20 protein-coding genes are annotated in these 21,407 nt (G+C 39.1%); 17 read left to right on the top strand and 3 right to left on the bottom strand.

Annotation, left to right across the window (positions count from 1 at the left end; genetic code table 11):
• Window positions 1-222: 222 nt before the first annotated feature.
• A complete protein-coding gene (locus tag K5Q34_RS05185) occupies window positions 223-1,425 on the bottom strand; it encodes an IS110 family transposase (protein ID WP_313770351.1) in 1,203 nt (400 codons plus the stop codon).
• Between the two features lie 315 nt (window positions 1,426-1,740).
• On the bottom strand, window positions 1,741-3,093 hold the full coding sequence (gene rlmD, locus K5Q34_RS05180) for a 23S rRNA (uracil(1939)-C(5))-methyltransferase RlmD (RefSeq protein WP_221864616.1): 1,353 nt from the start codon (window positions 3,091-3,093) through the stop codon (window positions 1,741-1,743).
• Window positions 3,094-3,130: 37 nt separating this feature from the next.
• Here rlmD and recX point away from each other — a divergent pair, with 37 nt between their 5' ends.
• The 4 genes from recX to K5Q34_RS05160 all read left to right on the top strand — a co-directional run bounded on the left by recX (window position 3,131) and on the right by K5Q34_RS05160 (window position 5,722).
• A complete protein-coding gene (gene recX, locus K5Q34_RS05175; protein ID WP_013730191.1) occupies window positions 3,131-3,907 on the top strand; it encodes a recombination regulator RecX in 777 nt (258 codons plus the stop codon).
• Between the two features lie 75 nt (window positions 3,908-3,982).
• Entirely contained in the window at window positions 3,983-4,516 is a 534-nt protein-coding gene (locus tag K5Q34_RS05170) for a DUF402 domain-containing protein (protein WP_004194106.1), read from the top strand.
• Window positions 4,517-4,573: 57 nt separating this feature from the next.
• Entirely contained in the window at window positions 4,574-4,891 is a 318-nt protein-coding gene (locus tag K5Q34_RS05165) for a DUF960 domain-containing protein (RefSeq protein ID WP_002942715.1), read from the top strand.
• Window positions 4,892-4,990: 99 nt separating this feature from the next.
• Window positions 4,991-5,722, top strand: coding sequence for a GntR family transcriptional regulator (locus K5Q34_RS05160; protein ID WP_024384348.1), 732 nt, complete (start codon window positions 4,991-4,993; stop codon window positions 5,720-5,722).
• A 140-nt stretch (window positions 5,723-5,862) separates the two neighbouring features.
• Here K5Q34_RS05160 and K5Q34_RS05155 read toward each other — a convergent pair whose 3' ends face one another.
• Window positions 5,863-6,573, bottom strand: a complete 711-nt coding sequence (locus tag K5Q34_RS05155) for a GntR family transcriptional regulator (protein WP_015646515.1) — start codon at window positions 6,571-6,573, stop codon at window positions 5,863-5,865.
• Between the two features lie 220 nt (window positions 6,574-6,793).
• Between K5Q34_RS05155 and K5Q34_RS05150 the strand changes: the two genes are divergently transcribed.
• The 13 genes from K5Q34_RS05150 to K5Q34_RS05090 all read left to right on the top strand — a co-directional run bounded on the left by K5Q34_RS05150 (window position 6,794) and on the right by K5Q34_RS05090 (window position 21,407).
• Window positions 6,794-8,566: a beta-galactosidase family protein gene (locus K5Q34_RS05150; protein WP_221864615.1), complete on the top strand. Its 1,773-nt coding sequence runs from the start codon at window positions 6,794-6,796 to the stop codon at window positions 8,564-8,566.
• A 53-nt stretch (window positions 8,567-8,619) separates the two neighbouring features.
• Complete coding sequence (locus K5Q34_RS05145) at window positions 8,620-9,105, top strand: PTS sugar transporter subunit IIB (RefSeq protein WP_004194095.1); 486 nt, start codon at window positions 8,620-8,622, stop codon at window positions 9,103-9,105.
• 38 nt (window positions 9,106-9,143) lie between these two features.
• The gene (locus tag K5Q34_RS05140; protein ID WP_024384350.1) at window positions 9,144-10,040 is read left to right on the top strand and encodes a PTS mannose/fructose/sorbose/N-acetylgalactosamine transporter subunit IIC; all 897 of its coding nucleotides are present in this window, start codon (window positions 9,144-9,146) and stop codon (window positions 10,038-10,040) included.
• Window positions 10,027-10,845 carry a PTS system mannose/fructose/sorbose family transporter subunit IID gene (locus K5Q34_RS05135; RefSeq protein WP_024384351.1) on the top strand — a complete coding sequence of 273 codons (819 nt, stop codon included), beginning with the start codon at window positions 10,027-10,029 and terminating at the stop codon, window positions 10,843-10,845. Before K5Q34_RS05140 ends, K5Q34_RS05135 begins: the two co-directional genes overlap by 14 nt.
• A complete protein-coding gene (locus K5Q34_RS05130) occupies window positions 10,845-11,246 on the top strand; it encodes a PTS sugar transporter subunit IIA (protein WP_029171419.1) in 402 nt (133 codons plus the stop codon). Before K5Q34_RS05135 ends, K5Q34_RS05130 begins: the two co-directional genes overlap by 1 nt.
• Window positions 11,247-11,604: 358 nt before the next feature.
• A complete protein-coding gene (locus K5Q34_RS05125) occupies window positions 11,605-12,606 on the top strand; it encodes an aldose epimerase family protein (protein ID WP_221864614.1) in 1,002 nt (333 codons plus the stop codon).
• Between the two features lie 109 nt (window positions 12,607-12,715).
• Window positions 12,716-12,970 carry a DUF1912 family protein gene (locus K5Q34_RS05120; protein ID WP_002943432.1) on the top strand — a complete coding sequence of 85 codons (255 nt, stop codon included), beginning with the start codon at window positions 12,716-12,718 and terminating at the stop codon, window positions 12,968-12,970.
• 176 nt (window positions 12,971-13,146) lie between these two features.
• Entirely contained in the window at window positions 13,147-13,533 is a 387-nt protein-coding gene (locus K5Q34_RS05115) for a helix-hairpin-helix domain-containing protein (protein WP_253214088.1), read from the top strand.
• 240 nt (window positions 13,534-13,773) lie between these two features.
• Window positions 13,774-14,163 (top strand): VOC family protein, encoded by a 390-nt coding sequence (locus K5Q34_RS05110; protein ID WP_221864613.1) that lies wholly within the window; start codon window positions 13,774-13,776, stop codon window positions 14,161-14,163.
• Window positions 14,160-14,735: an AAA family ATPase gene (locus K5Q34_RS05105; RefSeq protein ID WP_221864612.1), complete on the top strand. Its 576-nt coding sequence runs from the start codon at window positions 14,160-14,162 to the stop codon at window positions 14,733-14,735. Before K5Q34_RS05110 ends, K5Q34_RS05105 begins: the two co-directional genes overlap by 4 nt.
• A 35-nt stretch (window positions 14,736-14,770) precedes the next feature.
• Window positions 14,771-16,045 (top strand): hypothetical protein, encoded by a 1,275-nt coding sequence (locus K5Q34_RS05100; RefSeq protein WP_221864611.1) that lies wholly within the window; start codon window positions 14,771-14,773, stop codon window positions 16,043-16,045.
• A 27-nt stretch (window positions 16,046-16,072) separates the two neighbouring features.
• Window positions 16,073-18,724 carry a valine--tRNA ligase gene (locus tag K5Q34_RS05095; protein WP_221864610.1) on the top strand — a complete coding sequence of 884 codons (2,652 nt, stop codon included), beginning with the start codon at window positions 16,073-16,075 and terminating at the stop codon, window positions 18,722-18,724.
• Window positions 18,725-18,737: 13 nt separating this feature from the next.
• Window positions 18,738-21,407, top strand: a complete 2,670-nt coding sequence (locus K5Q34_RS05090) for an ATP-dependent endonuclease (RefSeq protein ID WP_172115782.1) — start codon at window positions 18,738-18,740, stop codon at window positions 21,405-21,407.

Below are 21,407 nucleotides of genomic sequence, written 5' to 3'. Positions count from 1 at the left end.
GAAAATTGGATTAACAACTACCCTAAAAAATGCTTGGACTACAAGTCGCCAAGTGAATTTCTTTTGGGTGGCTAACTTCAACTTGAAATTTGGGATTCAGTAGTCAAAATAAGGAAATTATTTTATTTTGGACTAAAGTTTAGTGTAAAAAGTGTATACAAAAGCAACACCTTATGTTGAAATTTTTTGATAAGGTGTTACAATGATAGAGCATAAACAGTTTTACCGATTTTGGGTAGAAGTATAATCGTAAAGCTTATTATGCGTAATGAGGTAATACATTGTCCGAATGAGACGATGTATGGAGGCAATCGTGTGTGGCTTCGTTGAAGTCGTTTGCGATTGTCTTTTTCGTTTCTCATAAAAGTCGGCGATATGGCAAGGATTGGTATGACTGGCTGAAGCGATATTGTGAATGCATTTGAACAGAATCTTTCTAGCGTAGGGATTTCCACGCTTGGTAATGTGTTCCTTAGCGAGGAAGTTACCAGATTCATAGTGTCTCAGGTCAATACCGATAAAGGCATTGATTTGATTGGCAGACTGAAAACGGCGAATATCTCCCAGTTCGCCAATAATACTTGTTGCAGTAGTCTCAGCGATACCAGGAATAGAAAGCAGAATGTCATACTCTGGTAAAGGTTGAGCTAGTTCCACCATTTCGTCTAAGACTGCCTGTCTCTGTTCAGAAAGTCTAAGCAATTCTTTTGTATAGTAACGGACCTCTTCCAGCATTGGAGAGGTTTTCTTGACGGCACAATAAGATTGATTAGCTAGTGCTATCAGTTTCTCGGCTAAGTACGCCACACGCTTGTCAGAAATCCGTTTTGAAGTGGATTGACGAATGCTTTCTGAGAGTTTATCCTTGCTTAACTCAAGCACGAAGTCCTTACAAGGAAAAGCTATAACTAAGTTCCAGTATTGTTCACCAGTTGGTGTTGACAAGATAGTTTCCAATTCAGGGAAAGTGACCTGTAAGACCTTGTGCAGGCGGTTTTTAGCCCGAACGATGTCCTCGGTCAGATTCTGATAGAAACGACTTAAATCTCGCAGATTTTGATAGACTTCTTCTTGGACATAGGTCGGTTTACGATTCAGTACAAACTGAGACTGAGCCAGTTTTTCAGCGTCAATTTGATCTGTTTTCCGCACACGCAAGCTATCCAGTTGCTTCTTAGCTTCTAAGGGATTGAGCCGTGTATAAGCATAGCCATTATCTTCTAGAAAAGTTTGAAGACGACGAGAATAAACGCCTGTTGCTTCAAAGATGATTTCAGGCTTGTGGACGGTTTTCAAATCGCCAAGTAGCCGAGAAAAGCCAATGGCATCATTGGACATGGTATAGCCAGGAACCTTCTCGCCATTGACTAGAATGGCTACTTCTGAACTTACCTTACTCACGTCAATTCCAAATACTACTCGCATGATATTACCTCTCTGTCTTGAATGATTCCTTGTTTTAGTGATGTCTTTTTCAATACTCGACGTCTGGCGTCCCACATACTTTGATAACATTCTTTCTAAAACAGGTGCCTTGCCAGTTTTTGATGCGACGTCTAGCGTCAAAAAGTCCCTCGACTTAACAAGACACCTCTACTTTATCATCTTGAGAATGAAAAAAGTAGTGAGTACTCTCTCTCGTCGGAGATTTCTTCACTACTAATCTTAGTATGTTTTCTACACTCAAAAAGGCTCTATATGACCATAGTGGGTTTACCCGTCATAGTCTTATAGTGCCTTTTATTTTTTGCTTAGTTTAACAACCGCCTCGGTCCGTGCTGTGTGGGGAAACATGTCGACAGATTGAATGTATTCTACCTTGTAGGCTTTGCTTAGCTCAACAAGGTCCCTTGCAAGGGTGGAGACGTTGCAGGATACGTAAACCATTTTAGCTGGTTTGTAATCCAAAATGGTTTTGAGGAGCTTTTCATCGAGTCCAGTTCGTGGAGGATCAACTACCAAGGCATCGGCCCTGTAGCCTTCTTGGTACCACTTTGGAATGATTTCTTCTGCTTTACCTGCCTCATAGTGGGTATTGGATAATCCCATTCGCTTAGCGTTTGCTTTAGCATCCTCGATGGCTTCTGGAATAATGTCCATACCTCGAACAGATTTGACCTTTTTAGCAAAGGCGAAGCCGATTGTGCCCACGCCACAGTAGGCATCAATCAAGTTTTCATCTCCTGAAATGTCCAAAGCCTTGACGGCCTCGCCGTAGAGAATTTCTGTTTGTTGGGGATTTAGTTGATAAAATGCCCGTGGAGATAGTGAGAATTCGTAATCTAAAACAGCCTCATCGATAGCTTGTTCTCCCCATAAAATTTCTGTTTTTTCCCCATAAATATCACTCGTTTTCTGTCTATTCCAGTTTAGAGCAATAGTGATTATACTTGGAAATTGACTGGTGAGTTCATCAATTAATTTAGTAAGATTAACCTGACAAGAGGTGATAAAAATCACTTGAACTTGACCTGTTTTTCGAGCCTTGCGGACCATAACCGTGCGGATTCCATGTTGCTTGCGCTCATTGTAAATAGGAATACGGTGCTTGGTGAGTAGTTTTGCGATTCCGTTGATAATCTCTTGTGTTTCGGCATCTTGGACGTAACAATTCGTAATTCCAATCAAGCGATGGGAATTTTCCGCATAGAGACCTGCCTTGACTTGATCTTTGAAAGATCGAGTCTGGAACTGTAATTTGGCACGATAGTGACTAGGCTTATCCATACCGATTGTTGGATAAATAGTGTAGTTTTCGTAGCCAGCTGGTTTGAACTTTTTTAGGGCCTGCTGCAAAAGATCTTGTTTGAAGTCTAATTGTTTATCATAGCGGAGGTGCATGATTTGACAACCACCACAGGCTTGATAGATGTCACAGGCAGGCTTGACACGGAATTTTGATTCCTTGTTGATTTTTAACAATTTTGCTTCAACGAAATTTCGTTTGACTGAGGTAATTTGACAAAAAATTTCTTCCCCCTTAAGGGCACCAGGGACAAAGACTAGCGTTTTTTGATAAAATCCGATGCCTTCTCCGTTGATGCCCATTCGTTTGATTTTTAAGGGGATTCGTTGGTTTACTTGTAGATTCATATTATTATTTTACCGAAAAATCCTGTATAATGAAAGAATGAGAATTACAAAAATTGAAAAGAAGAAACGTCTTTATTTACTTGAAGTGGATGGTCAGGATAGTTTGTATATTACGGAAGACACAATTGTTCGCTTCATGCTTAGTAAGGGAAAGGAAATCACGGAGCAGGAGTTTCGTGAGCTTCGCGATTTTGCTCAGTTTTCTTATGGGAAAAATCTAGCACTTTATTACCTTTCCTTCAAGCAACGTACCAAAAAAGAAGTTAGTGATTATCTAAAAAAATATGAAATTGAAGAAAACAATATTGTCAAGATTGTGACGGTATTAGAAGAGGAAAAATGGCTGGACGATGGGAATTATGTTGATAGCTATGTTCGTCAGAATGCTCTAAATGGAGATAAGGGACCAGCTATGATTCGTCAGAAGTTGATGCAGAAAGGAATTCCTAAACCGCTGATTGATAAAAGGCTGGCTGAGGAAGATTTTTCAGAGCTTGCTGGGAAGATTGGGGAGAAATTGGTGGGTAGATACCAAAGAAAGTTGCCTCTTCGAGCTTTGCAAGATAAAGTTGTACAGGGATTGATGGGTAAGGGGTTTTCTTATGAGACGGCCAAACAAAGCCTGGGTCAGTTGGAACTTGTGGCTGATGAAGAAAATGAAGATGATTTAATCGCCAAGGAATTGGATAAGCAGTATAGAAAATATAGTCGTAAATATGAAGGCTATGAATTGAAGCAAAGGTTGATACAGGCTTTGGCTCGAAAGGGTTATGACTTTGATCGGATTCAGACTGTCCTTCGTGATTATCTGTGAAAAAATTTAGCCTAGGTTAGAAAAATATGATATAATAGTCAAGATAAATTGTAATTGTAGAAAGTTGGTAACAAAGTGAAATTACCAAAGGAAGGCGACTTTATTACAATTCAAAGTTATAAGCATGACGGTGAAATTCATCGCACTTGGCGTGACACCATGGTATTAAAAACAACGGAAAATGCTATTATTGGAGTCAATAATCATACCTTAGTGACTGAAAATGATGGTAGGCGTTGGGTAACAAGAGAACCAGCAATCGTGTATTTTCATAAAAAATACTGGTTCAATATCATTGCAATGATTCGTGAAAACGGAGTTTCCTATTATTGTAACCTTGCTAGTCCATATGTTCTCGACAATGAGGCACTAAAATACATTGATTATGACCTAGATGTTAAGGTCTTTGCTGATGGTGAAAAGAGACTGCTGGATGTGGATGAATATGAGCGTCATCGTAAGGCGATGAAGTATTCGGATGATATTGATTTTATTTTGAAGGAAAATGTCAAGATACTGGTTGATTGGATTAATAACCAGCGCGGACCATTCTCTCCAGCCTACGTTAATATCTGGTACAAACGCTATTTAGAACTGAGAAGTAGATAAAGTTAGAAAAGAAAATCCTGTTTTACAGGCTTTTTTCTTATTGTAAAGGAGGGGCTTATGGCCTTTGAACAAACAAATGGGCGCTATGCAAGTTTTGGAGTTGTGACCTCGCTTCCTGGGGAAGTGATTGATAGTTTCTGGTATGTTATTGATCACTACTTAAAAGGAGTTATTCCTTTGAAAAATGTAATCCGTTTTTCTATCAAAAATCGTCGTGGTAAGATTACGTTGGTCTTTTCGCAGGAAGGTTATAAAAATGTACTGGCTGTAGATTTAAGTAGTCGTTTTGATCCTTTTTATCCCTCAACAATCTTGGTAATGGACAAGCAGGGAAAAGAGACCATTACTTTGCCAGATGAGGTGACCTTGCTTTAGCTTGAAGAGCTGGTATTTTATCACCTAAGATATTGTTAATATATGAAATTTGGTGTAAAATAGATTTGTAAGCTTATGTGGGTTAGAAAGGAGGAGTCTATGGTTAGTCAAACTGTTGAGAAACCTCTCTATTTGCAGTTGGTTGATGAATTGGAAGTTGCAATTCGTGAGAGGATGGCTCCGAATGACAAGTTATTTTCAGAGCGTGAGTTAACACAGGTTTATGGTGTTAGTCGTATTACAGTTCGTTTGGCTTTGCAAGAATTGGAAAAACGTGGCTTAGTCTATAAGAAGCACGGTAAGGGAACCTATGTATCTGAGATTTCAGATACTGCAGTGGATTTGTCTCAGGCCTATAGTTTTACTGAGCAAATGAAAAAAATTGGGAAAGTACCGAGGACCTCGATTTTATCCTTTGAATTGGTTAAGGCGTCGGACTACATTGCGCAGCATCTACAACTTAGTCAGGGTGAGGAAGTGTTTGAAGTTGAACGTTTGAGACTTGCAGATGAGGTTCCGATGATGTTGGAAAGGACATATGTTCCTGCCTCGCTATTTCCTGGATTAGCTGCTCAGCGAATGATGTCAACTCCCTTGTATGAAATTTTCTCAGAGGATTATCATCAGGTGATTCGTTTGGCAGAAGAAGAGTTCTATGCAAGTATTGCTTTGGATAATGAAGCTAAGATACTCGGGATTCCAAGCAATAGTCCAGTACTTCATTTGGTAAGAAAAACCTATAATGATAAGAATAGAATTATCGAGTTTACGTTTAGTATTGCTAGAGCGGACCAGTTTCGTTACAAGATTACCCATCAACGGGGATATTAGAATTAATACTCTTCGAAAATCAAAATTATTCGCTGTCAACTTACCTTGATGAAATCCAGTTCTATCTTCGGCTTTATTTCCTAGGCTACTTTTGATTGTTATTGGGTATGAAAAAAACGCGGACGTTAGTCTGCGTTTTTTTAGCGATGATTGGCTGTAATTTCAAATTTGTAATACTTCCAGTGTTTGTAAGTTTCAGTATATTCCATCACTTCACCGCTAGTACTGTTAGTAGTTGTTTTGTTTTGTAGTACAGCTGGTTCAGTCGCTTTTAATTTCAAATGAGTGGCAACCTCTTTTGGACATGGGCTGACAATTTCATTCGTTTCTACAAATGGTTCCTCGGACATGTGGATATTGTAGTCCAGTTTGAAGCGTTGATAGATTGATTGATAGTGCTCGAGTGGAGCATCTGGATTCTGGATATATCGTTGAGGGATGTATGAATTGTGGAAGATGTATGGAGTGTCTTCTGCTGCGCGGACGCGTACAATTTTATAATAAAACTCATTCTTGTCAAGATTTAGTTTTTCAAGGATATCGGGTTTATTGCCTTTTTCGCACGAGAGAACAGTAACCTTATCCTTATCCATAGGAAAAATCTCAATATCAGAAAATTCTACAAGACGTCCTTTGCGTGAACGGGATACAAAGGTTCCTTTACCTTGTTGACGAACGAGGTAGCCGTCTTTAACTAGTTCGTTTACTGCACGAATAACGGTAATAGAGCTAACGTTAAATAGTTTTGTTAATTCAGATTCTGTGTAAAATTTGTCGCCATTTTCAAATTTGCCAGAGATAATTTGCTGGCGTAAGTCGTTTTGTATAAGCTGGTACTTAGGTACTTTCATACTTATTTCCTTCCTTTCCATGGCTCATTATACTAAATTAATTGATGAAAATCAAAAAATATAGCTGGAATCCATAAAAAAATAGATGTAATCCCTTTCTGACTGATGAAATAGATGTGTTTGTAAAAAAAAGTAAAAATTTTTTAAAAAGTACTGGACATAACCACAAAGAAGTGTTAGTATATTAATAGAAAGGTAAGCGGTTGCATCGGAGGAAGAAATGAAAGAATTTTATATTGGAGACCAATTTTATTTGGACGGTGAACCCTTTAAGATTTTATCAGGCGCGATTCATTATTTTCGTGTCCATCCTGATGATTGGTACCATTCTTTGTATAACTTAAAGGCCCTTGGTTTTAATACGGTTGAAACCTATGTCCCTTGGAATATGCATGAACCTCGAAAGGGTGAGTTTTGTTACGAGGGTATATTGGATATTGAGCGATTTTTGAAATTGGCTCAAGAATTAGGGCTTTATGCAATTGTACGTCCTTCCCCTTATATTTGTGCGGAGTGGGAATGGGGTGGCCTCCCTGCTTGGTTGATGAAGGAAGAGCTTAGAGTACGTTCGAGTGATTCGGTGTACTTGCAGCACTTAGATGAATATTACGCTTCTCTTATTCCTAAATTGGCCAAGCTCCAACTCGCACAGGGTGGAAATGTACTTATGTTCCAAGTGGAAAATGAGTATGGCTCTTATGGTGAGGAGAAGGAGTATCTAAGATCGGTGGCTGGCTTGATGCGTAAACATGGTCTAACTGCTCCCTTGTTTACCTCGGATGGTTCTTGGCGAGCAACATTACGTGCAGGAACACTGATAGAGGACGATGTATTTGTAACAGGAAACTTTGGTTCTAAAGCTAGAGAGAATTTTGCAAATATGACGGCATTCTTTAATGAACATCAGAAAAATTGGCCACTCATGTGTATGGAATTTTGGGATGGTTGGTTCAATCGTTGGGGCGATGAAATTATTCGTAGAGAGCCGGAGGAAATGGTTGATTCGGTTATGGAATGTATCGAATTGGGCTCCTTGAATCTGTACATGTTCCATGGTGGAACAAATTTTGGTTTCATGAATGGTTGCTCTGCTCGTGGTCAAATTGATTTGCCTCAGGTAACTTCTTATGATTATGATGCTATATTGGATGAAGCTGGAAATCCTACTAAGAAGTTTTATCTTTTGCAACGACGTTTGAAAGAAGTCTATCCTGAATTAGAGTATGCAGAACCGCTTGTAAAAGAGGCAAAAGCTTTTTCAGATGTGTCGCTTCATGATAAGGTGAGTTTATTTGCTACTCTAGAAAATGTAAGCGGTTGCGTAAAAGGGTTTTATCCTAAGAATATGGAAGAGCTTGATCAGTCAACAGGTTATATTTTATATAGAACAGAGTTGGAGCGGGATAAGACAGAAGCGGAACGTTTCCGAGTAGTTGATGCGCGTGACCGTATCCAAATTTATGCAGATGGAAAACTTGTTGCAACTCAGTATCAGACTGAGATTGGTGACGATGTTGAATTGGATTTTAAAGATGACAAGCTAAAATTAGATATTTTGGTAGAAAATATGGGACGTGTCAATTATGGGCACAAACTAACGGCTCCTACCCAGTCTAAAGGGCTTGGTCGAGGTGCGATGGCTGATTTACATTTTATTGGTCATTGGGAAACCTATCCTTTGCATCTTGAGTCAGTTGAGGACTTGGATTTTAGTAAGGGCTGGGAGGAAGGTCAAGCTGCTTTCTATCGTTATCAGTTTGAACTGGATGAACTTGCGGATACTTACTTAGACATGACAGGTTTTGGTAAGGGAGTTGTTTTCGTTAATAATGTAAATATTGGACGTTTTTGGGAAAAAGGGCCAATCCTCTATCTCTATATTCCCAAAGGATACTTAAAGAAAGGAGCGAATGAAATAATTGTCTTCGAGACAGAAGGAAAATATAGAGAGAAGATTCATTTTTCACAAAGACCCGTTATAAAAGACTTGTAGAAATTTTAATCGGTTTCTGCCTAAAAGATTTATGAAGAAAAGGAGAACACTGTATGGCAATTATTGCTACGCGTATTGATGGTCGTTTGATCCACGGTCAGGTTGCTAACTTATGGACGACGAAATTGAACATCGGTCGTATCATGGTTATCGATGATGCTGTTGCTCAAAATGACATTGAAAAACAAGGACTGAAATTAGCATGTCCTCCAGGCGTAAAATTATCGATTTTACCGATTGAAAAGGCTGCTAATAATATTAAGGAGGGCAAGTATGATAGTCAACGTCTCTTGATTGTTGCTCGTCGTCCAGAAAACTTCCTTCGCTTGGTAGAGTATGGGGTTGAGCTCCCTGAGTTGAACGTAGGGAATATGTCTCAAACTCCGGAAACTCGTTCTGTAACTCGTTCTATTAACGTTGTAGATAAGGATATTGCAGATTTTGATGCCTTGGCGGCTAAGGGTGTAAAATTATTTGCACAAATGGTACCTGGCGATTCACCAAAAGACTTTATGCCATTATTGGATAAGGTTAGATAACATTCGGATATTTTTGAAAAATTTAAAGGAGGATCACTATTATGCAATGGTGGCAAATATTACTTCTAACGCTCTACTCTGCTTATCAGATTTGTGACGAGCTGACAATTGTATCGTCAGCAGGTTCACCAGTCTTTGCAGGGTTTATCACTGGTTTAATCATGGGCGATATGACAACAGGTTTGGCAATTGGTGCCAGCTTGCAGTTGATGGTGCTTGGTGTAGGTACTTTTGGTGGTGCGTCACGTATTGATGCAACATCTGGTGCGGTATTGGCGACAGCCTTCTCTGTATCACAAGGTATTGACCCTGAACTTGCAGTAGCTACTATCGCAGTTCCAGTAGCAGCACTTCTTGTTTATACAGATATTGCTGGTCGTTTCTCAACTACTTTCTTTGCACACCGTGTAGATGCGGCGATTGAACGCTTTGACTACGCTGGTATCGAACGCAACTATCTGCTTGGTGCAATTCCTTGGGCACTTTCTCGTGCACTTCCAGTTTTCCTTGCCCTTGCTTTTGGTGGTGAGTTTGTAGATGCAATGGTTAAGACTATTGAACAATACCAATGGATTGCCAACGGTTTGACGCTTGCAGCTCGTATGCTTCCAGGTCTTGGTTTTGCAATCTTGCTTCACTATCTTCCACTTAAACGTAACCTTCACTACTTGGCGGTAGGTTTCGCTCTTACAGCTATGTTGACTGTTCTTTACGGTAACGTATCAGCTTTGGGTGGTGCAGTTGCTGGTATCGTTGGCACTCTTCCTGAAGATGCAGGCGTAAGCTTTGTCAATAACTTCAAAGGTTTGTCAATGATTGGTATCGCTATTGTGGGGGCATTCCTTTCAGTGATTCACTTCAAAAATAGCCAAAAAGTAACTGTGGTTGCTCCATCAAATTCAGAAAGTGGGGAAATTGAAGATGACGAAATCTAATTACAAATTAACAAAAGAAGATTTTAATCAAATCAACAAACGTAGCTTGTTCACTTTCCAACTTGGTTGGAACTATGAGCGGATGCAGGCATCTGGCTACCTCTACATGATTTTGCCACAATTGCGTAAAATGTATGGAGATGGTACTCCTGAGTTGAAGGAAATGATGAAATTGCATACTCAGTTCTTCAATACTTCACCATTTTTCCATACCATCATCACAGGTATTGACTTGGCACTTGAAGAAAGTGACGGTGTGGCTTCTAAAGATGCGGTTAACGGTATCAAGACTGGTTTGATGGGACCATTTGCCCCAATTGGTGACTCAATCTTTGGTTCATTGGTACCAGCTATCATGGGTACTGTTGCAGCGACTATGGCGGCTCAAGGTCAGCCTTGGGGTATCTTCCTTTGGGTAGCAGTAGCAGTGGTTTATGACATCTTCCGTTGGAAACAGTTGGAAGTTGCCTACAAAGAAGGTACTAAGTTGATTACAACCATGCGCGATCGCTTGACAGCTCTTGTTGATGCTGCTTCAGTCATGGGTGTCTTCATGATGGGTGCCTTGATTGCAACTATGATTAACTTTGAAGTGACTTGGGCTCCAACTGTAGGTGAGAAAGTGATTGACATTCAAGACTTGCTCAACACAATCTTCCCTCGCCTTGTTCCAGCTGTCTTTACAGGTTTTGTATTCTGGTTGCTCGGTCGTAAAGGTATGACCTCTACCAAGGCTATCTTGATCATCATTGCGCTTGCTCTTTGCTTGTCAGCAATCGGTCATTTCGCATTTGGTATGGCATAATGACTAGAAGTTTAGTATTAGTAAGTCATGGTATCTTCTGCGAGGAGTTGAAAAAATCTACTGAAATGATTATGGGTCCTCAAGAGGACATCTATACAGTAGCTTTATTACCAGAAGAAGGTCCAGAAGACTTCCAGAAAAAATTTGAAGAAACAATTGCAAGATTGGAAGATTTCGTTGTCTTCGCAGACTTGTTGGGCGGTACACCAGCCAACGTCGTATCACGAAAATTGATTGAAGGTGGGCAGTTTGACCTCTATGCAGGTATGAACATGCCAATGGTTATCGGCTTCTTGAACGGCGTCCTGCTTGGTGAAGCCGTAGACTATGTCGAATTTGGTACAAGCAACCTTGTCCACGTCAATAGCCTATTAACAAGTGATGAGGATGACGATGAGTGAAACAGTTCGGTGAACTGTTTCAGCTGGTCACCTTGAAATAAGAAAGTGACCACAGAAAGCCTGAGCCTAGAAACGGGAGAGTGAGCTAACTCAGCCGATTGTTACAGACGGATTTGATTTTCGTTAATTATAAAATGTTCTATAGTTGATAGGCTTTAAGTATCCTGAGGCTGGGCAGAAAGTCCAGCCTCGCTTCTCAGAGTTCGTGTCAACATCTCAGCGCAGTGGTTGATTGGCAGATTTGTTCGTGTTTCCCACTCCCAATCTGACCTAATCAACTGTGCGGGGGTGGGAAGACGAACTCTTTTTAGACTGGTCGAGTTCTTTCCCACTCCCATTTGGCTTATGAGGAAAAGAAATGATTGAAGTAAAAACATTTGGTGAAAAAGCAAAACTGTATTGCTTGGAAAACAAGAATGGGATGCAGGTAACCTTGACGGATTTTGGAGCTAGAGTGGTAGAAGTGCTTCTGCCAGTAGAAGAGAATGGCGGTTTACGAAATGTCAGTTTGGCGGCTAAGTCGGATGAAGATTACAGCAAGACAGATTTGTATCCTGGTTCAACAATTATCCCAGTAGCGGGGCGTATTTCAGGAGCCCAAGCTGAGATAAAGGGAACAAGCTACCATTTCACAGAAAATGAACCTGGTAGGACTCTACACGGTGGGGTTGACACGGCAAATGAGCAGTACTGGGACGTTGAGCTAGACCATGAGAGAAATCAAGTGACCTTTGGTATGGTCCTAAAAGATGGTTTTAATGGCTTTCCTGGTGATGTGAGGGTCAAGGCTATTTATTGTTTGACGGATAAAAATGAATTGACAGTTGACTACCAGGCTGTATCGGATAAGGATACGATTTTTAATCCGACCAACCATATCTATTTCAACTTGACTGGTGATTTTCAACGGTCAGTTGCCGAGCACCGTATTAAAATTGCTGCCAATCACTATGCTCCGCTTGGGGAGGATAACCTGCCAACGGGTGTCTTAGAAGATGTGACAGGGACGCCGTTTGATTTTAGAGATTTTGCGCCTTTTACTCAGGGATTTGATAGCCAATATCCTCAAAATGTGTTGGTAAAAGGCTATGACCACCCATGGTTATTGGAAGAGGTGGATATTCCGGTAGAAGTTTTGAGTCCAGATGGGAAAATTGGACTCAGTGTCAAAACCAACCAGCCTGCGGTCGTTATTTATACATATAATTTTCCTGTTGAAGCTTTGGCCTGTTACCACGGTGTCTTTAGTTTAGAGTGTCAGGCCTTGCCGAATGCGTGCAATGTCGATGGATTTGGTTCGATTTTGTTAGAACAAGGAGAAGAATTTTTGTCTAAAACGACCTATCGTTTTACTTGGTAAAAAAATGGGGACTCTAACTGTGTTACAGTTAGGGTTTTCTTGTGTTTTCTAGAAAATATGGTATAATAAACCGGTGTGTTTCAATCGAAGCAGGCGAAAGAGGAAAATAATGACAAAAGAACAAGAATTTTTAAAAGAATTTGAAGCTTGGGTCAACACTCAGGTCATGGTAAACGAGATGGCGGTTGAAGAAAGTCGTCGTGTCTTGGAAGAAGACAAAGATGAGCGTGCAGCGGATGCTTATATTCGTTATGAGAGCAAGCTGGATGCCTATCGATTCATTCAAGGGAAATTTGCCAACTACCATGCTGGCAAAGGTTTTCATGATTTACCAGATGAGTTGTTTGGTCAAAGGCATTATTAAGAAACTATATTCACAGTTCAGCATTTCTATCTAAGGCTAGTTCTTCAGCTATTCATCGTTTTTTTTTCAAAATACAGTCAGTATTTTGAAAAAAACGGCCTTGATTAGTAAAAAACTATTTCTTATATATAAGCACTTTACTTGTGAGTACAGTTTCTAAGGAGAAAGGAGTTAACATGGCAAAGAAAAAAGTAAATCGAAAAAAACAATTGAAAAAACAATTAGCAGACTTGAAACGTGCAGGTCGTGTAGGTCTTGAAAGAGCTGCAGAGGTAGTAGAGACAGTTGCTCACAAGACTGAGGCTGTAGTAGAGCATGCTGTTGAACAAGTGAAAGAAGCTGTTGCAGAGGTGACTTCTTCAGCGACTTCATTGGAAGACTTCTTGGCACTTCCTGAGTTGGAAGGCATTGCTGCAGCACGTTTGGAAACCTTCTACGAAGCAGGTATTCAATCTGTGGCTGATTTTGCAAGCCATACAGAAAAAGAGCTCTTAGCTCTTAAAGGCATCGGTCCTGCAACCATCAAGCAGTTGAAAGAAAAAGGGATTGAGTTGAAAGCTTAAATTCCTTGCTTTTCAAGGTGCAATTTGTTACAATAAAGCCATTCAGAGGTGTTTTGAGCCCCATTTGTCACAGGAAGCGGTGGTACTGAGAAATCCGCACAAATGTCAAAACTGGTTGCTGATGATGTGAATCGAATAAGCAAAGTGCAGATAGTTTATCTGAACAAGGGTGGTACCGCGGAATAACTTCGTCCCTGTCTAGCAAGTCTAGGCAGGGATTTTCATTTGGAAAGGAGAAATATGCTACATCATGTTGAAATATATGTTTCAGACTTGGCAACCTCACGTGCATTTTACGATTTTCTTCTGACCAAGCTGGGCTACTCGCTCTATCAGGAGTGGGATAAAGGGCTGTCTTATAAAAAAGCAGAGCAGTACCTGGTCTTTGTCCAAACGTCAAAGGACTTCCTAGAGGCAGGTTATCACCGGTGCCGTACAGGTCTCAATCATCTAGCTTTTCATGCGGGAACACCAGATGAAATTGACCAATGGCGGAAGGAATTTTTGACCAGACGAGTCAAGTTGCTCTACGACGACCGCTATCCACATGCAGGAGGACCAGACCACTATGCCCTCTATTTGGAAGACCCAGATGGGATAAAGATAGAGTTGGTAGGGGAGGCTGTATGAATCTAATTATTATTGGAGCACAAGCTTCTGGCAAGATGACCGTTGGGCAGGAAGTTGCGAAATTGACAGGGATGACCCTCTTTCATAATCACAATTCGATTGATTTTAGCTTACGTTTTATTCCAGAATTTTCTGAGGATATGTTCGACCTCAATACACGTATTACATTTGCTGTTTATGATGTGTTTGCTAGTTCAGGTCGCCCACTGATTGGAACTGCCTTGATTAATTTTAAAAATCTCATAGATGTTCAATTCCTTACAACAGTTCAGACGATTTTTCATCATCATGGTCAGGAAATTTTATTTGTTGAATTGGAAACTGCTTTAGAAGAACGTCTGCGGCGTAATCGGACAGAAAATAGACTGACCCATAAACCTTTGAAACGAAACATTGAAGTTTCAGAGGCTGAGATTCTTTCCACAGCTGATACATGTCAATATACCTCATTAGGCATTCCAGAGGGCATTCAGAATTATCTCAAAATTAATAATACCCATCTTTCTGCTAATGAAGTTGCTCAACTGATTATCCAAAAAATGGAGGAGCTTGAGCAAGAACAAACGAAATAGCCAGCCCGAAGGACTGACTATTTCTAGGAGATTATATGAAAAAGAATTTAAACAGAATAATTAGTTTTATTATTTTTATTGTGATTATTTTTCTGATTGCCTTGCCGTTGTTAGAACATTCTCTAAATGAGTTTTCCTTTTTGGGAGATATAAAGTTATATTTTTCATCAGATGGTAATAAGAGTTATTTTGAAGTGATGTTGTCGGTAATTACAGTATTGACAACTTTTCTGGTCTTTTATTGGCAGAATCAAATAGAGATAAATAATAAAAATAAAGAAATAAAACAAGAAAAAGAAAAGCAGGAACAACTTTACTTAGAACAAAGAGAGCGAGAACATGCAGTTGTGCGACCTTTGTTCTTGGTGGAATTACAAGGAAAAAATTCAGTAATTAAATTATTCCTCAGAGAAAGTGCCCCTCTAACTAATATTACGGTATACTATCAAAATGTAGAAAATGAAAGTTTTCAAGAGGAGTTTGTTGGAAATGCTGTTTCTGGAGACTGTATTTTTAGATTTGACTCCGATAAACTTGAGTCAGCGATTATTGAGTGTAGAACATACCTAGAGGAACAGATTTATTTTCAATATCATGTTGGAAATAACCTAATTCACTATAGGGTGGTTGACGGAGAAGATTTAAGCTATATTAGCGGAGTGCTAAAAAGACGCATTTTAAATAACATTGTTGAAAATAGTTTGAACCATGTAATTGAAATATATCATATTCAGTTACAACATTCACTGCATGAATCGATTTTTTTCAATAAGTTTATAGATTTTTTCTCAACTCACAAGCAGTATTGGAGAACAGCGGGAGAAGATAAATTATTTAAATTATCTGTAATACTAGGGGAAGATAACATTGAAGCAGCCCTGAGCCAATCAATTGGTCTAGATAGTAAGCAAAATTATAAACAAACTCCAGAGATATTTACTGACTTATTGACAGTGATCAATAAGTATTTGAAAGATGTTTTTTCTACGAATTGTGAGGAGGCTCCAAAAGAGCGAGAGTACTTTATAGGAAATATAGTGAACTATCGGGAAACAGAGATAGGAAAATATATAGAGATATTTCGTAATGAGCCGATTGATCGAGAAACAATTACTAAGTACATTGATGATTTGATAGTGTATCTGAAGAGAGAGAAACAAATGGTTGATTTTCCACTTAGGATTGTTGAAGTTTATTTAAAACGTTATGTGACCGTTTCTAAAGCTATAATAGGGTATTCAAACGAAGTCGAGTATGTTAAAACACAAATTAGGAATGATTTAAGAGAAGTGTTTAGTAAATATATTTAATAAGATAAAGTTAGAAAGGACAATACTATGTCAAAAGAATTATCACCAAAATACAATCCAGCCGAGGTTGAGGCTGGTCGTTACCAAACTTGGTTGGACCAAGATGTCTTTAAGCCGTCAGGCGATGCGGCGGCAAAGCCTTATTCTATCGTCATTCCGCCGCCAAACGTAACTGGTAAGTTGCACTTGGGACACGCTTGGGATACCACCCTTCAAGACATCATCATCCGTCAAAAACGCATGCAGGGCTTTGACACTCTCTGGCTTCCAGGTATGGACCACGCGGGGATTGCCACTCAGGCTAAGGTTGAGGAACGCTTGCGTGAGCAAGGCGTGACCCGTTATGATCTTGGTCGTGAAAAATTCCTCGACAAAGTCTGGGAATGGAAGGATGAGTACGCAGCGACCATTCGTGAGCAATGGGGTAAGTTGGGTCTGTCTTTGGACTACCAACGTGACCGCTTCACGCTGGACGAAGGCTTGTCGAAAGCTGTTCGCAAGGTCTTTGTAGAACTCTATAAAAAAGGCTGGATCTACCGTGGCGAATTTATCATCAACTGGGACCCAGCGGCTCGCACAGCTCTTTCAGATATTGAAGTTATTCACAAGGACGTAGAAGGTGCCTTCTACCACATGAATTACATGTTGGAAGACGGCTCTCGTGCCCTTCAAGTTGCGACAACCCGTCCTGAAACCATGTTCGGTGACGTTGCGGTGGCGGTTAACCCGGAAGACCCACGTTACAAGGACTTGATTGGCAAAAACGTTATCCTGCCAATCGTTAACAAGCCAATCCCAATCGTTGCGGATGAACACGCAGACCCAGAATTCGGTACGGGGGTTGTGAAAATCACTCCTGCCCACGATCCAAATGACTTCCTCGTAGGTCAACGCCACAATCTGCCACAAGTCAACGTTATGAACGACGACGGTACTATGAACGAGTTGGCAGGCGAATTTGCTGGTATGGACCGCTTTGAAGCCCGGAAGGCAACAGTTGCGAAGTTGCAAGAACTGGGTGCCCTTGTTGAAATCGAAAACCGAGTGCATTCCGTTGGACACTCTGAGCGTACAGGTGTGGTAGTTGAGCCACGCTTGTCAACCCAGTGGTTTGTTAAAATGGACCAACTGGCTAAGAATGCCATTGCCAACCAAGACACCGCTGACAAGGTAGAATTTTACCCACCACGTTTCAACGATACCTTCCTACAATGGATGGAAAATGTACATGACTGGGTTATCTCGCGTCAGCTTTGGTGGGGGCATCAGATTCCAGCATGGTATAACGAATCTGGCGAAATGTACGTCGGAGAAGAGGCTCCAGCAGGTGACGGTTGGGTACAGGATGAGGATGTCCTAGATACCTGGTTCAGCTCTGCCCTTTGGCCATTCTCAACCATGGGCTGGCCTGACGAAAATGCGGCGGACTTCCAGCGTTACTTCCCAACTTCAACCTTGGTAACGGGCTACGACATCATCTTCTTCTGGGTGTCGCGGATGATTTTCCAATCGCTTGAGTTCACAGGCCGTCAGCCATTCAAGAACGTGCTAATCCACGGTTTGATCCGTGACGAAGAAGGTCGCAAGATGTCCAAGTCGCTCGGAAACGGGATTGACCCAATGGATGTCATCGAGAAATACGGTGCGGACGCTTTGCGTTGGTTCCTGTCAAACGGCTCTGCCCCTGGTCAAGATGTTCGCTTCTCTTACGAGAAGATGGACGCGTCTTGGAACTTCATCAACAAGATTTGGAACATTTCCCGCTATATCCTTATGAACAATGAAGGTTTGACCTTGGATGCAGCGCGTGAGAATGTTGCAAAAGTTGCAGCTGGCGAGGCTGGTAACGTGACGGACCGCTGGATTCTCCACAACCTCAATGAAACCATTGCCAAGGTCACTGAAAACTTCGACAAGTTCGAGTTTGGTGTGGCTGGTCACATCCTCTACAACTTCATCTGGGAAGAGTTCGCCAACTGGTATGTCGAGCTGACCAAGGAGGTGCTCTACAGCGATAACGAGGCTGAAAAAGTCATGACCCGCTCTGTCCTTCTCTACACGCTGGACCAAATCCTTCGCCTCCTCCACCCAATCATGCCATTTGTGACGGAAGAGATCTTCGCCCAGTACGCAGAGGGCTCTATCGTGGTGGCGGCCTACCCTGTTGTCAACCCAGCATTTGAAAATGCGGAAGCACATAAGGGAGTGGAAAGCCTCAAGGATTTGATTCGTTCGGTGCGAAATAGCAGAGCAGAAGTGAATGTCGCTCCTTCTAAGCCGATTACCATTTTGATTAAGACGGCGGATGCTGAGCTTGAAACCTTCTTCAAGGCTAACGAAAACTACATCCGACGCTTTACAAACCCAGAACATCTGGAAATCAGCTCAGGTATCGTTGCACCAGAATTAGCCATGTCAGCTGTTATCACCGGTGCTGAAATCTTCTTGCCACTAGCCGACCTACTCAACGTCGAAGAAGAGTTGGCTCGACTAGACAAAGAACTAGCCAAATGGCAAAAAGAACTAGACATGGTCGGCAAAAAACTCAGCAACGAACGCTTCGTCGCCAACGCCAAACCAGAAGTCGTTGAAAAAGAAAAAGAAAAACAAGCCGACTACCAAGCAAAATATGATGCGACAGTAACGCGGATTGAAGAGATGAAGAAGTTGGTGAATTAAGTTACTAAAGATTATGAAAACGTTAGCAAATGCTAGCGTTTTTTGGTATACTTACAGAAAAATATTAATGAAGGAAAATTTGCTCATGTATCTGAAAAGTGTAAGGATAAAAAATTTTAGAAAGTTTAGAGAAAGTAAAAATATTATTTCTTTTGTACCTGCTGCAGATTTTAATGAAGAACAAGGCGACATAAATGAGAAAAATGAAGTAATTGATATTGCTTCAAAAACTACATTAATTGTTGGTAAAAATAATTCTGGTAAAACTACTATTGTGACAGCTTTGAAAAAATTAATTTGTGGAGAACAATTTTTACCAGAGGATTTCAATAATTCTTATTTATACTCTTTAGTTGAAGAGTATAAAGAATATAAATTACAAGCAAATGAGTCTATAAAATTTAGTTATCCAGAGATAGAATTTGAACTAGTAATTGGTCTAGATGATAGTAAAAATAACAATTTTGCATTATTAAGGAAATTTATTTCTAATAAAAATATTGAGAAACAAGTCAGTATAATTGCTAAAATTGAACTGAAGGAGATGCCACAATTTAAAGAATTGATAGAGCAAGTGGACTCTGAGAATATTAGTATAGATTTTTTAAGAGTGAATTTGAAAAATGCAATGGTAATAAATTACTATTGTAAAATTGATAATGTACTAGAGAGAGTAACTCAATTTAAATTGTCTCAGTTATTCGAAATAACATCAATATCAGCTAATAATATAAAAAGCGAAGATAGCTTAACTAAAGCATTTTCCAAAATTATTCAATATGCATATAAAAATAAATTAAGCACATTATCGCCAGAAGATAAATTAGATAAAATTATTGATGAAACCAATACTCAATTGAGTGAAAATATTGATTTAAACTATACAAAGATTTTCATGAAATATATTGCTCAAGTATTACCCAATCAAAGAAATTCTATTAAGCTCAGTTCAAAACTTACTATCGATAAGCTTCTAAATGCTGCAATAAAGTATGAATATTCAGAAGGTGAGATGAGTATTCCTGAAAATCAATATGGTTTAGGTTATACTAATTTGATGGTAATCATTTCAGAAATAATTCAATATATTGAAAAAGATATTGATAGTTCTTTTACGAGTCAAATTAATTTAATTTCAATTGAAGAGCCAGAAACATACATGCACCCACAAATGCAAGAACGATTTATAAAGAACTTGGAGAATTTAATAAATTCAATGTTAAGCGAAAATAATAAAAATATAAATTGTCAAATTATTGTTACAACACATTCTTCTCATATTTTAAATAGTAAAGTACATCAAGGTAAGAAATTCGATGATATTAATTATGTTTTTGAAGTGAGTAAAGAAAAGGAGTATTATGCTCAAGTTGTTACTGTTTCAAATAAAAGTATCTCTGGCAGTAGTTCTAATATTGAAGAAGATGATTTTAAATTTTTGAAGAAACATTTTAAATATGGAATTTCAGAAATATTTTTTGCAGATGCTGTAATTTTTGTTGAGGGGATAACAGAGTATAGGCTGTTCCAATATCTATTAGATAATGATGAAAGGTTAAACGGATATTTTATTTCATTGGTCTTAGTTAATGGTGCACATGGTAAAGTATATCTTCCCCTTGTAAAATTACTTGAGATACCTTGTTTAATAATTACAGACATTGATTATAAAAGAACAGATGAGGAGAAAAAAGGCTTTGTTCAGATCAGTGACCAAAATAAAGATATCATAGCTAACTATGAGGTATATTTTAAACAAGTTAAAGACAAAGTTTTAAACATTGTGAAGCCTATTGCGAAAGAAAAAGGAAAATTTACCCATGTTAAAAGTTTAGTAAAAAGTATAGGATTTAATGAAAAAATAGGTGGATTTTTTCCAGAGAACTATTTGGATTATATTAAGCAAAGCATCGTGAGAGATTCAGTTATTCATAGGGTTCCTGAAATTTGTAGAGGAGTAAATAATATTGTTATTGACCAAGTTATGCCAATTGATATAAAAAGAGTTTCAAAAAATACTACAATTTCTAACTTGATTGGAGAAAGTACGATAGAATGTATCCACAAAGCACGAAAAAATTCTAGTTATTTTGATGATTTTAAAGAATTTTTAAAAAGATATTTTGAAACATGTGATATTGAAGCAACTACTAAAGAGAGGCTGATAGATAAAATAATAACTTTTCAAATTTCTGATGTAATGAGGAGTATTAGTCCATTTTATTTTTATTACTATGTAAAAAATGCTATACAGTTTCCAAAAGAAATTAGTGAATTTAAAAACTCATGTCAATTTCAAAACAGTATTTTTAGCGGAAAGTATGGAAACAATTTAAAAAAGCCGATAATTATTTATCCATACATAATTCTTTCTTTTCAGGATAGTTCAATTCAAGGATTCTATCCAACCAGTTTTGAAGAAGCTTATATATTAAGTAATTTAGATAATGCTATGCTCCAAGATATTCTTATCGAAATGAATATTATTAGTGAGGAAAATGTCATTAATCCATCCTTTTCATATGAATATCAAGAAAAAATAGGCGTAAATAATAAAAAGAGTGAGTTTGCAAATAAATTATTATTTAAAATGTTAGTCGAAGATGATGCAACTAAACATCCTAAAATACCGGATTATCTTAATCAGGGGATAATTGCATTGTCAAGTATTTTAGGGGGATGA

Source organism: Streptococcus sp. 2018110 (assembly GCF_019754115.1).
Lineage (GTDB): Bacteria > Bacillota > Bacilli > Lactobacillales > Streptococcaceae > Streptococcus > Streptococcus hashimotonensis.
The sequence above is the reverse complement of the archived record's forward strand: the minus strand, read 5'-3'. Positions and strand labels throughout refer to the sequence as shown.